This window comes from Helicobacter sp. L8, assembly GCF_003660355.1.
In the GTDB taxonomy this organism is placed as follows: Bacteria; Campylobacterota; Campylobacteria; order Campylobacterales; family Helicobacteraceae; genus Helicobacter; species Helicobacter labacensis.
On record NZ_QXQR01000005.1, the window covers coordinates 39,258 to 52,247 of the forward strand.

General features: G+C 46.0%; 9 protein-coding genes. 4 read left to right on the top strand and 5 right to left on the bottom strand.

Going from position 1 to position 12,990, the window contains the following annotated elements; genetic code table 11:
* Positions 1–103: 103 nt before the first annotated feature.
* The 3 genes from EAO37_RS04025 to EAO37_RS04035 are packed head-to-tail and all read left to right on the top strand — an operon-like array spanning position 104 to position 6,605.
* Entirely contained in the window at positions 104–1,123 is a 1,020-nt protein-coding gene (locus EAO37_RS04025; protein ID WP_120951697.1) for a GDP-L-fucose synthase, read from the top strand.
* On the top strand, positions 1,120–3,300 hold the full coding sequence (locus tag EAO37_RS04030; protein ID WP_240451718.1) for a glycoside hydrolase: 2,181 nt from the start codon (positions 1,120–1,122) through the stop codon (positions 3,298–3,300). The genes EAO37_RS04025 and EAO37_RS04030 overlap by 4 nt, the downstream gene beginning before the upstream one ends.
* A gap of 8 nt (positions 3,301–3,308) precedes the next feature.
* On the top strand, positions 3,309–6,605 hold the full coding sequence (locus tag EAO37_RS04035; protein WP_162982956.1) for a hypothetical protein: 3,297 nt from the start codon (positions 3,309–3,311) through the stop codon (positions 6,603–6,605).
* Positions 6,606–6,651: 46 nt separating this feature from the next.
* Here EAO37_RS04035 and EAO37_RS04040 read toward each other — a convergent pair whose 3' ends face one another.
* Positions 6,652–6,912, bottom strand: coding sequence for a hypothetical protein (locus EAO37_RS04040; protein WP_120951706.1), 261 nt, complete (start codon positions 6,910–6,912; stop codon positions 6,652–6,654).
* Positions 6,913–6,947: 35 nt separating this feature from the next.
* Here EAO37_RS04040 and EAO37_RS04045 point away from each other — a divergent pair, with 35 nt between their 5' ends.
* The gene (locus EAO37_RS04045) at positions 6,948–7,322 is read left to right on the top strand and encodes a hypothetical protein (protein WP_120951709.1); all 375 of its coding nucleotides are present in this window, start codon (positions 6,948–6,950) and stop codon (positions 7,320–7,322) included.
* On the opposite strand, the gene EAO37_RS04050 is transcribed toward EAO37_RS04045, so the two are convergent.
* The 4 genes from EAO37_RS04050 to flgD form a co-directional block, all read right to left on the bottom strand.
* On the bottom strand, positions 7,316–7,753 hold the full coding sequence (locus EAO37_RS04050) for a hypothetical protein (protein WP_120951712.1): 438 nt from the start codon (positions 7,751–7,753) through the stop codon (positions 7,316–7,318). The genes EAO37_RS04045 and EAO37_RS04050 overlap by 7 nt on opposite strands.
* A 651-nt stretch (positions 7,754–8,404) precedes the next feature.
* The gene (locus EAO37_RS04060) at positions 8,405–10,027 is read right to left on the bottom strand and encodes a DUF262 domain-containing protein (protein WP_120951718.1); all 1,623 of its coding nucleotides are present in this window, start codon (positions 10,025–10,027) and stop codon (positions 8,405–8,407) included.
* 6 nt (positions 10,028–10,033) lie between these two features.
* Positions 10,034–11,836: a flagellar hook-basal body complex protein gene (locus tag EAO37_RS04065; protein WP_120951721.1), complete on the bottom strand. Its 1,803-nt coding sequence runs from the start codon at positions 11,834–11,836 to the stop codon at positions 10,034–10,036.
* Positions 11,833–12,948, bottom strand: coding sequence for a flagellar hook assembly protein FlgD (gene flgD / locus EAO37_RS04070; protein ID WP_120951724.1), 1,116 nt, complete (start codon positions 12,946–12,948; stop codon positions 11,833–11,835). Before flgD ends, EAO37_RS04065 begins: the two co-directional genes overlap by 4 nt.
* Between the last annotated feature and the right edge of the window lie 42 nt (positions 12,949–12,990).

Here is a 12,990-nt window from a genome sequence, read left to right on the forward strand (position 1 = left end):
AAGCCCCTGCTCAAAAAAAATAGGGCGCATGATGAGGGTGCTATCCCCGCCTTGACATGCCCGCCCTGCCCTGCTATCATTGACTCCAAAATAGGGAGAGCGCATGCAAAAGGGCGATAAAATTTACATAGCCGGGCATAGGGGCTTGGTGGGACGCGCGATTGTAGCGTGTTTGCAAGAACAAGGTTACACTAATTTAATTTTAAAAACCCATTCTGAATTAGATTTAACACAGCAAAATGTGGTAGAGCAATTTTTTGAGATAGAACGCCCCGACATCGTAATTTTAGCGGCGGCTAAAGTGGGGGGGATTTTAGCCAATAACACCTACCGCGCGGAGTTTATCTATCAAAATCTAGCCATCCAAACCAACACGATCCACTATGCCTACAAGTATGGGGCAAAAAAGCTCCTCTTTTTAGGCTCTACTTGCATTTATCCTAAAGAGAGTCCTCAGCCCATTAAAGAGCAAGCCCTACTCACTAGCCCCCTAGAACCCACTAACGAACCCTATGCTATTGCTAAGATCGCCGGGCTTAAAATGTGCGAAGCCTACAACGCCCAATATGGCACGCATTTTATCAGCGCGATGCCCACCAATTTATACGGAGAGTATGATAACTTTGATTTGCAAAACTCCCATGTCCTGCCCGCGCTTTTAAGAAAAATGCACCTCGCCCATTTGCTAGAGAATAACCGCCTAGATTTGGTGTTACAAGATTTGCAAGTGTCTAGCCAGCAAGAAGCTTTAAGCATTTTAGAAAAACACGGGGTGAGCGCGCAGGGGGTGCGCATTTGGGGCAGTGGTGCGCCCAGACGCGAGTTTTTGCATGTGCAAGATTTAGCCCGGGGATGTGTCTTTCTCTTGCAACACCAACAAGCCACTACTACGCTCAATCATACGAATATTGGCACGGGGGAGGATATTAGCATTAGAGATTTAGCCAACTTGATTAAAGAGATTGTGGGCTTTAAGGGGGCGTTGGTTTTTGACACCTCTAAGCCCGATGGGACTTTGTTAAAGTGTAGTGATGTGCGTAAAATTTCTAGCTTAGGTTGGCGACCAAGTATCCCCCTCAAAGAGGGCATTGAGCAAGTGTATAGGTGGTATCAAAACAGATGAAAAAACATTCTATCATCTCTATTTTATTGTTACTCTTTGTACCTAGTTTTGGCTTGGGTGCGCCACACACACCTACAAATCCCCAAGAGCAAGCCTTTTTCAAGGCGGCTAAGGACCTCTATGATTCGCTCGTAAATGCCCAAGAGAGTGCCTTGCAAGCTGCCATTAAAGCGGAGTGTGATCCAAGCCAAACGGATCAATCTTTGATGGCTTCAAAGGCAGTAGCACGGCATTACAAAACATGGATTAGCCTAGCTACCCAAATGATAGATCATGTGCCTTTTATGGCACGCTTAAAAAGCCTCCCACTTTATAACCAAATTAGGAGCTTTGAGGCTTTGCACGCCTTGGCGATGGTGCGCGCTAAGATTAATAACGAGATAGGTTGTGAAGACGCGCTAGAAAATGGAGCACCCTCTCCAAAGCCCCTTGAAGAGCAAAAACTCTTAAAAGTCTTGCAACAAAACCTAGAATTTTTCTACCCCTTCTTGATCAACGCCTATAAACAGGGTTTACCCTTAGAATCTTTCTTGCATACTCTGCATTGGACAAGCATCTTTACATTCAGCGCATGTGCGTACCAAGGCGCCCTACTTTCACAACTGCACTTCTCCTCAAAAGAGGACTCCGCCAAGCTCAAAGAATTAAAGGACATCTTAGCCAAAGATTCCTCGCCGACTATCCTGCGCTTTAAAACCCTAAGAGCGGGTTTAGATAATTTCCTCCTTGATAATTTTGATTATGATTTTCCTTATGTAGAAGGCAAAATTTTCTACAAACAGGTCCAAGAGACTTTAGGTCTGAACCTGCAAGATATCCATCGTTGGAGAGATTATTACGCTTACCGCTTTAATACATGGTTATATAGTGTGCGCGCCCTAAGCGCCTCTCAACCCCCTGGGCCTCTTGATCTCTTTGCTTGCTTCAATGCCTCTAAAGAAGACATTCCTGCATGCCAAGTCTTATTAAAGCATCCCAATGCGTATTTCTACCATTACTTTCGGCATATCCGCCTCATTAGCTTTAACGACCAGCCTTGTCTCTATCTCACCCCCCAAAACACGATCCAAACCTTCCCCTCTAAAAACCCCCTTTGTCAGACCCTTCAGGCGCATCCCCCAAAAATGGGCGTAGTCGTGCCCTCTAATTTGATCAAAGCCTTTCAAAAGGCTCAAGACTCCTTGATATACATGCTAGATACACCCCCCCATGACCCTAGACCTTTTAAAAAACGCCTAAAAGCCATTTTGCAAGCCACTCCCCTAGCCTCTTTGCGGGGGGCTAAGTGGCATCATCTGCTCGATTACGAACAAGTCCATCTTTTAGGCCTCCTAAGAGGCTCGATAAGAGATTCTGATTTGGATGTATACAAACACTACGCCGCCTTTACTCCCATCCCTGTGTTGGCATACTATTACCTCCGCCTGATCCATTTTTTCTACACCCCTTTAATAGAAGCCACTAAACAGGGCTTAAGCCCTAGCGTGTATTTAAAAGACCTCAAAAAATCCGCTCGTAGTGATCCCTGCGCGCAAAAAAACCTCTGCAAATCACCTAAAAACATAGGAAAAAGCCCGTGGCTTGAAGATTTTGAAACCGCCAAATTAGGCAGTTATCTTATAAGTGATGAAGGTAATCGTTCTCTCCGCATTTCCTTTATTCCCTTTGTAATGTGGAGTGTGATATCCCGAACTCACAAGCAAGGTGGAACTTCACCCAATGAGGGTTTAGCCCAGCGATGGACTCCTAAGCAAGCTGAGCTATGGGACTTGCACTATAAAAGACGCATTGAGGCATTTTTTGACAACCAAGACTTTTATATAGACACGCTATTACACCCAAAAAAAATCTCGCTAGATCGTTTGCGTGCCAACCCCACCCCCTGCTTTACCCCTAAATATTTAAGCCCAACTAGCGTGCAAAACTGCCAGCTAATCCTAGAGAAACAAAGTTTTAACGAGTCTAAAATCCGCGACTATCTAAAAAGTATTATTCTCTTAAGCGTGGATGGTAGCCCCTGCTTGTATCTGCACGGCAAAGGGCAATTACGCGGCTTTAACTCTAAAACCCCCCTCTGTCAAGCCCTGCAAACACGATCATTTGATTTAACTCCCCCAAGCCATATTTTGCGCATAGAGCGACAAAATGCTAATATACAATCCTCTAAGGAGCATTAAGGATATAAATGGTATCAACACCGATGAAAAAACATTCTTGGGCTTGGTTTGTAATCCCGGCTTTCTTGGCAACCTTTGTGCTTGGTTTTTATTTCATCGCACGCGCCCAGCACGCGCCCCACAAAAGCGCGCAATTATCCTTAAATAAAGATGCCTTTTACCACGCCCTGCAAAATCTCTATGACTCCATGCTAAATGCCCATAGAAAAGCCTCTGAAAATGCCCGCTGTGATGGTGGTGTGGACCCTGATTACGATTCTATAGAGATGATCAAACACCATGCCAACACTTGGATCAAATTGGCTGCGCAGATGGTAGACACGCTCCCCATTATTAAACAGATTCAAACTAGCTTGCCCAAACCCCTAGCTGCACGCATTAGAAACTTCGAGATCTTGCATGCCCTCTCTTTAGTGCGCGCCAAGATTCCCGATGTGGATTGTTATGGCGATCGCAGACCCCCGGACTATGACACTGTGGATAAGCAATTTGATTCCTTTACCCCCTATGCGCTTAAAAAAGAAGAATTTTTACAAGATTATTCTACAAGTTTGGAGCTTGTGTATGCGCTCTTGATCCAAAGTGCTAAACGAGGGCTGGATATTGGTGCTTACTTGCACTTTTTGGAAAGAGCGCTTGATGATACACCCCTTGAGCTCAGGGATGACAGAAACTATGACATTAGCCCTTCTACAAATCCTTTAGCCATTGCCCAGTTAAAAGCCTTGCACTTTAGCACAAATTCCTATCTTTTTCCTACCATTGCTTTTGCTAGTGATCTAGGAGCTTACAGTTCCAAAGCCTATGTTAAGGAGATTTATAAGCCCTTAAATTTGGATTTAGGTTTTATTAGGGCTTTGAATCTGTATTATATTAGCGTGCTTTGGCGTGTTTATGGTGTAGTTAAACTCCTTAGTGCAAGCCAACCCCTAGAGCAAACCCTTAAGAATTTCCCCCATATTTGTTTTGGCATGGCTTTATCTAAGGAGGTTAAGGCAGTCTGTCAAGGGGTGTTAGTGCGCCCCAACGCCAAGTTACAAGAGTATTTGCGCCGTGTGCGACTCATTGGCTTTAATAACCAACCCTGCCTTTATCTCACCCCCCAAAACACGATCCAAACTTTTCGCTCTAAAAACCCCCTTTGCCGTGTGTTGCAAGCCCACCCCCCCAACATGGGCGCACCTGTGTCTAAAGATTTGATTCTAGCCTTTCAAAACGCCCAAGATTTTTTAACAAATAGCGCACCCACACGCGATGCCCAAAACCTTCAAGAGTGGTTGCCCACTGCCAAAACATATTTTAACGCCATTTTACAAGCCACCCCCCTAGCCTCTTTGACAGGCTCTAAGTGGGCTTACTTACTAGATTATGAGAGTTGGCACCTCTTAGCTCTCTTAGAGGGCATAGCCCCCGCCCCCCTATTGGCTCAAAAGTATGCGCGCTTGTTAGATTTTATCTACACCCCCCTAATCCAAGCCTTTAAACAGGGGCTTGACCCTAGCCTTTATTTGAAAAATCTTAAAGACTCCCAATTCCACGCCATCAACCCCTGTGCTACTCAAGATTATTGCACTTTGCCCCCTGATATCCCCCCTAGCTTATGGCTAGAGGACTTTAAAAGCGCTGATTTGGCTATGGACTTTGTAACGCATAACAGAAGTTTTGGGCTTGATTGGTTTCATGCGGATGCGTGGTATAAGAGCCTTTCTATTAGCCAACAGCAAGCCTTTAAGCTATGGGATTTGCACTATGCAAAACGCGCGGAAGCCTTTTTTTACAGCAAAGATTACTATGTAGATACCCTAAAACACCCCGAAAACCTCTCTGCATGGTGGTTGCGCACCAACCTCACCCCCTGCTTTGCTCCCCAATATTTAAGCCCAGCCAGTGTGCAAAATTGCCAACAAATCTTTAACTCCCAAAGTTTTAGCCCCTCGGCGTATCGCGATTATCTCACAAATTTTAGACTCTTAAGCGTTGGCAATAGCCCCTGTTTGTATCTGCACACTAAGGATCAATTACGCGGCTTTAAGCCTAAAACTCCCCTCTGTAAAGCCCTGCAAGCATGGGCACTCTACACCCCCCCCAAAGCCATCATTCTACCCCCTCTATTCTTACAATCCCTAGAGGCGATGCACACACGCCTAGAAGAGGCTTTACAAAAGGCGTACCAACAAGACTCCATCTGCAAGCGCGATCGCGCGCAATTTTTGCAAGGCGTGTTGCCCGAGTTAGAGCAACAAGCCCAAAGCGCGCTAGAATCCCTGCCCTTACTGGCTAATTTTAACCCCAACAATGACAAAGAAAAGGCGTTATTAAAGCGTATCCAACAACAAGCGATGTCGCTCCTCTTTGCCCTCTTAGAGGGGGGTTCTAAGCATAGTTGCCAAAAAAACTCCCCCACCTCTACAGAGACGATCGCCCAAAATTTTATGCGCGCGCTCAATTTTCTCTACCAACCCCTCATACGCGCCCACACACAGGGGTTAGATGTGGTGTGGTATGTGCATACTCTAGCGCGCATTCAAGAATTTCAATGCGCTGGGGGTTGCGAGGGTTTGGGCAAAAGAATGCAAGGTGTTGCTAACGATCGCTCAGTGTCGGGAAATATCTATGATGGGCGCATCGCCTACACCATTTACCAAGACTTTGATTTGATCTCCTTGATTTACGACTTCATCATGGGCAAGCCTAACCCCCATCTAGGCTACAATCTGCTCAACGCGCTCAAAATAGCCCGCACCGCGCCCCCCCAACAAAACGACTCTAGGCAGGGAGATCGTATTTTTATCTTTTCTTTGGACAAAAATTTGGATATGCATTTTTTAGGCTCTACAAATGACAATCAAGCCCTTGATCTCTCTAAAGAGGGTATTGCTACCATGATGGACCAACAAAAGCCCCTACGCCCGGTAAATTTCTTTGCCTTAAGGCGAGTCGCCCAGTTTTTAGAAAATCAGGGGATTTTGGACATCGATCGCAATGACGATCTCTACAACACCTCTGTTTTGTACAATAGCTTGACTTTCTTCTCCAAATACCCCGGGGCGTGTTTGCGCCCAGAGTATTTGCGTAAAAGCACCCAAAACCAGTGCGCCAAAATCTTTAAGAGTGAAAGATACGATGTGGCTACCCTGAAGGCGTATTTGCAAAATTATATTATGGTGAGCATGCAAGGTGTGCCCTGCTTGTATTTAGATAAACAAAAGCAAATTAAAGGCTTAGGTTCTGCTAGCAAGCTATGCCAAAGCTTGTTAAAACCTTTGAGCAAAAAGGGGTGGTTTTTTTACGATGAGGGGCATTAGGCAATGGATAGGCTGTTTTGTAGGCAGTGTTAAGCCTTAATCTGCTCTAATGCGCCCCACTCACCACATTCTCGTACGCTTTTAATCTCTGCTCCCACATCGTTTTAACTTTTTCAATCTGTTGTTTTTTTAGGGCTCTAATAAAATTTTCCATGTGATCGTAGGCGATATGCCCTTTTGGATCAATGCGCAGATAAAAATTTTCTTCTAGGAGTCTTTGGCGGTTAAGCTCTCTTTCTTTTAGCCAAATGACCATGCAATGATCAGATGCCACAAAGGGATAGGGGTGGTAAAAACAACTCCCCACACTCCCGCTATTAACTAGGGTGATTTTACGAGAGTTTGCAGGGGCTAGAGCGCGGGGATGATATTATCCACAAGGTGCAGGACAATAGCGGGAAGTGGAATGGCTTTAAAAGGTGGCTTAATCAAATAAGCGGGGGAGTGGTAGGCATTAGCCCAGAGCTAGCTCAGACAGACAATTCTATCAACCAATACATCTATTCTCTAGCGCGCGCGATGAATAAGGGCAAGACCACGAATCAAACCATAGAGGACGCAAAAAACTTAAGCGCGCTCAAGCTCAGAAGCGCGCAGGAGAACACGGCTAGAATGGGGGAAAATCAGAGTATCTTGCTGACTTTCCTAGAACAACAAATCAACCAGCTTAGAGCTTTAGGGGGGCAAGTCCCTAAAGATGTGCTCCAGTCCTATTGAAAGGAAGATAATGGGCGCTTTAGGCTGACTCCTCTAAGCGTGATAGAAGGGTTTAAAGCTAAATCTTGTGCCACTTGTGGGCTAAGGGTTGCAAAGCGCATAGAATTGTGGGGGTTTTTTAGATAGCCTAACAAGAGCCTTAAAGCGCGCCTTTTTTGCGCTATGTCTTGCAAGAGATTTTTAAGCAGGCTAGTGGCTTGGGGGTTTTGGGAGTATCTTTGTAACTTGGTGTTGAAGAATTGGGCTAGAAAGTGGTAGACATTAGCTTCATAGCCCGCGCGCCCATGTTGAAAGTCTTGTTGGTGTGGGCTTAGCCCGGCGTTTTTGCGCTTTAAGCGCGCTGGATGCATAGCGTCCACTGGCGTGAGTTTGAGCTTTTCTTGGGGCGTTACCTTGCGCCCCTTTCTTTCTAATTGTCTTTCGCGCCACATTTGTAATTCACAGCGGCAACCCCAGTCTAGCGGGGGTGTGCACCCCCTGTTATTAGTGCAATAGGCGTTAAAGTAGTGCCCACTTTTAGCCCTATTAATGCGCTAGACGCGTAGCGTCCATATAGTATAAATAGGCGCGCAACTAGTGGGCGCGTGGGGTTAGCCTTTAGAAATTGCGCGTAACTTTCAGCGCGCCAGCATCTTAAGGTGAACGCTACGCGTCCAAGCCCCACCATTAAGCTAATATGGGTGCTACACCTAGCGCACAAGAGGCGCAAAAACATGGGCGTTAAATCCACGCCAATAACGCTAAGAACATGGAGAGCGCAGGGGGTTTTCACAAGTGTATTCCTTTTAGAGCGCGCTACTTAGTTGATCTAGAAGTTCTTGTATTTCGCTCTCATTTAGGGGAAGGGCTAGATTTTACGCATTGGGCGCGCTTAAATCCCCCATCAACGCGCTTTAAAGGCATGCATTAGAATTTTGCCTTTTCAGGTTAGAACGCGGATTTGATCTAAAATGGCTTTGGCGCGCATGGATAAAAACGCGCCATAATCCTCTAACACACGCGAATCGCTCAAGTCTATTAAATGGGTGGCTAGGGTTTGCTCTAAGTGGGGGTTACTTTGCTGGTAGTTTTGACCTAGACTCTTAAGTCATCTGCTTAATCTTGCCCATGATCGCCCTAGCCCGCATTTTTAAAAAGGCTTTGTAATCCCTCAATACACTAGGATCGCTCAAGTCAATAAGATGGGTTTGCAAGGTGTGGTCTAAATCTCGATTGCCTTTTTTAAACTCTTGGATGTAGTCTTGTGGAGATTTATCTTTGATCTTTTGGTTGGTCTCGGCACTAATCAAGGTGATATTGGCGATCACATCCGCCGCCTTGTCAGCCCAACCTAGCTTCTTAAGGTAATTTTTAGGGTAGAAGTGGTGGAGGTTCCTTTGGGTGTGGTGTTTTAAAAAGAGATGATCTAGCACCACAGGGCTATTGTTATAAAAATCTTTAGGTTCTAAAATGGCTAGCACCAAAAAGATGGTTTTTTGTAACCCACTTTTGATATTGAGGGGTTCGCCCATTAAAAACTCTTCAGAGACATTAAAAAAGGGAAGTTTATCATCAAAATCCACAGATCGATTCTTATAGATTTCCTCAGCAAGCCCGAGTTGCTTGAGCAAGGAATCGCCCTGATTTGTTCCAAAAAAGCAACATCTCAAAAAGAATTTTTGTAATTGTTCTTTTTGGTGGGCACTTGCGGGTTTATTTTGGTTGCAGTAAAAAAAGTAGGCTAAAGGTAGAAGTGTAGTTTCTGCGGGTAAAAAATCAATGGAGGGGATTTTAAGGCTGTGCTTGCAAAACTCCACCGCGCTTTTAAAACAAAGGGCGATCTTTTCCCACTGGTCGCGCACAGCACAAGGATCAAGGCGCATGATGGTGTTGTGAGCGATTTTACTGGTTAGATCACCCGGTTCGTTTCTTTTTAAGGTGTAACTGAGTAATTGCACCACCCACAAAGCGTTACCCAGCTTAAAATCTAGCTTGTCTAAATCGCTAGAAAGGGCGCTAAAACACGCTTCTAAATCAAAATCCCCCTGATTAGGAAGCATGTAAAAGCGGGCATAGAGGATTTCAGAGACGCTTAATTTTGTCCCCCCCGTATTGATTCGTGTGAAAATTTCTACAATGTTTTCAATGGGGGCATCGGTGATCTCAATGGTGGGGAAGCGGTATTTTTCAATCTGAAGTTTAAGGGCTATAAATTGTTTGACAATCTCTCGTTCGAGTCCGTGTTCTTCCTCAAGTTCGTAGGGGTCCAATGTGATCAGATCACACACAGGCACCGCCCCCTCTAACTTTTTCTTAGCGACCACACAATAATCTCCCTCTGCGTTGGGGTGGGCGAGGACACAAATATCCCGGTAGTTATCTTTGGTCCGCGGTCCTCGTTGGTTGGTTAGTCCTTTATAGGCTAACATTAAGGCTCTCATGCGTTGTTGTCCATCTAGGACATAATAGACATAATCATTATTTTTGATCTCATGCAGACACACCCCCTGTATTTCGCGATTTTTGGCTAAATGCTCCTTAGTTTTCCACAAAATAAAGGCACCGGTGGGGAAACCTTTAAGCATGCTATCAATCAATTTCGCTGCCTGTTTGCTTGTCCATACAAAATCGCGTTGGAAGCGCGGAATCGCATATTCGCCCTGATCCAAACGCTCGATAATGTCCTTAAACTCATACTCAGCATAATGTGGCTTTAAAAATTGCATCTCTCCCTACTTCTTCAAATTGATGGCTTCTTTGATCAAATCATCGCCCGTTGTGAAGGCTTTGGCGTTCATAGAGTAGCCTCTTTGCATGAGAATCAAATTTGTCAAAGAGTGCCCGGCATTGACATTGCTGGTTTCTAGGTATTTGTGCATCACCTTGCCAAATTTGAGTTTGCCATCATCGCGATCCCAGCCAATAATCGGGTTACCACTCAAAGGGGCAGCGCGCCCATTCACCGTGGCGTTTTGGATGTCAAAGAGATTACTCCCCACTTTCTTAAGCCCTTGATCGTTGATAAAGGCGGCGATCCCCACACGCCCCATCGTTTCTAGCGCGCCATTACTAAAGATAAGATGGATAATCCCATCGTCATCAATGCGCATGTTTTGCAACAACCCCTTAGGCTTGCCATCTTGAGAGATTTGGAAGATTTTAGAATCTTCATAGCTGACATCACTAGATTCGTAGTCATCACTCTTGGCTAGAGAATAGGTCAAGGGATTGCCCTTGAAGTCTAGCGTAATAGGATCGGCGTGAATCTTACCCGCCTTGTCAAAGGTGATGGTTTGGCGCACGGGTTTGTTGATGGGGGTTTTATCGCGCATTTCAATGATGGAGCTCTCTACATCCCATTTATCTTGAGAATTAGGATTCATGGGGTCTTTGATCTCTGTCATAAAAAAGTCGCTTTTTAACAGATACTTCTGCCCAGCTTTGTCGTAAATCTCAGCCGTGGTGCTGTAAAAGGGGATGCGAATAGAGGTCGAATCGCGCGATTCGCCCTTTTTTAAGATCGCCCCATTGGCTGTCCAACCTAATTTCTCTGCCATATGCCCCCCAATGGCGATCGTGGCGGTGGGGTCGCTAGGGTTTTTGATCTGCAAGAGCAAATGCGATTGCACATCATTAGGGCTACTCTTAATGACACCTAAATCTAGGTGCGCCTTGGTCTGGAGGAGTTTTTTCAAATCCCCCAGAGTTCTAAATTCATTCTTTTCAATCCCTCCAGTGCCGTATTTAAAGGTGAAGTCCTGTGCGATGTCGCCCTTGACTACCATGATCTCCAAATTGCGGTGCATGGCTAAATCCAGTGGCTCATTATCATCATTAGCCAAGGCGTTGGCATCTTGATTTAAAAAGCGATCTTGTATCACTTCCCCATTTTGATCTAAAAAATACTCCTCAGCGGGGCGCACATGGTTTTTGGGGTTTAAATTGAGGCTTAAATTGAGTTTGGTGGTTACCACGGGCTGGTATTGCACATCGCGGGGCAAATAAAGGGGGGTGAGTTTGCCCGCGTGCAAAGCCTTGGTTTCTTCATCTGGATTGCCTGCGGTCAAAACCCCATTTTTGATCTTGTGCAAATCCACGCCATAGAGATAGTAGCCATGCGAATTGACAATGTAGCCCTCCGCATCGCGTAAAAAATTCCCATCACGGGTGTAAAAATTCTCTTGGGCTTGCTGGTAGCCATCTTTATTGATTTGCATGCTCCCATTTTTATTAGGACCCACAATAAACCACCCGCTCCCTTGATAAGCCATGTTAAACTCCGCATCGCTGGGCATGTATTCGCCATCTTTATTAGAAATGGCGTTCCCTCCAGCAGCCGCGCCATAGTTGCGATCATTGGCAGTAACGGTATTGCCCCCTAGTGAATCCAAATGCGAAGCAAAGAGGGACTTAAATTCGGGATTGTTAGCGCGATAACCCACGGTGTTGATATTGGCGATGTTGTTAGAAACGCTGTCTATGCCAAATTGGTGGGTTTTGATCCCAGAATAGGCGTTGAGGATGGTGTCATTCATGTTTGTGCCTTTGGCGTTGTTTGAACCGGATGGTTGGTGTCATGGGCTAGAGACTTTGTAGGGGTGGGAGCACTCTGCTGGTGGTGCTCTGTGGGGGGTGTTTTAGGGGGCGCGCTCTCTTGCGCAGAGGGGGTGCTAGAGAGGTGGGAGGATTTAGGGGGGGGTGTCGAGTGCGCGCTAGAGTGGGTATTTTGGGGGGGCGTGGGCTGGGATTTAGCGCTTGCCACCTCTTTGGGGGCTGTGGGGGCTTTAGCCTGCACTAGGTGGGCTAGGTGTTCGTGTTGCTCTTGTTGGTGGCGCGAGCTGGACTTGTCGTAAAACTCTAGTGCGCTATCCATGGGCAAAACCATCTCTCCCATGCGCAACATCGGCTTGCCCTTGTTAAACACCACGCTTTGCACCTCCCCCCTGCCTATGCGCGTGTGGAGGTATTTATTGCTACTGGGGTCTAGATTGTATTCGGCTGTGATCTCATAAGTGCCCGGGGGCACGCGCTTGCCCTCCTGATTCAAACCATCCCACTCAAATTCTATATAACCTTGTTGCCCATTTTTCCCGCTCAAGGGCAAAGTGCGCACCAGCTTTTTTTCTGCATCAAAGATTTGCACCCCCGGGTTGCCTTCTGAAGCTTCAATGGGTTGATCGAAGTAAAGCGCGAAACTCACCTTGCCTTTCCCCACATTGATCCCCTTGACATCGGTTTCGGCGATCTTGCCAATCATGCTCACGCTATTCAAACCCGAAGCTTGGGTCATCAACGCGTTGGACTTGAGGCTATTGTCCACGCCCTTATCTAGGTGATCTAGGGTTTCTTTGAGTTTGCCTTGAAAATCTCTAAGAGATTGGTTAGTGTCCTTGCTCGATTGCATCGCATCGGCCACTTCCTTCATGGTCTTCTTGTTTTCCTCTTGCATCTCCACTTGGGTGAGTTGCGCGGTCTGGGTGATGATCTTGTCGGTTTCCATAGGGGCGGTGGGGTCTTGGTTTTTAAGCTGTTCTAAAAACAACTTCATGAACGCGTCCTTGTCCAAGCCATTGGCGATCTTGGGCTCGTGTTTCTTTTTCTCCATGGCTGCTTTTGCCCCGGTTACTTCTGCTAAATCAATGGGCATGCCCTTCTCCCTTTGTGGTATAACCCCCCCATTATACCCTTA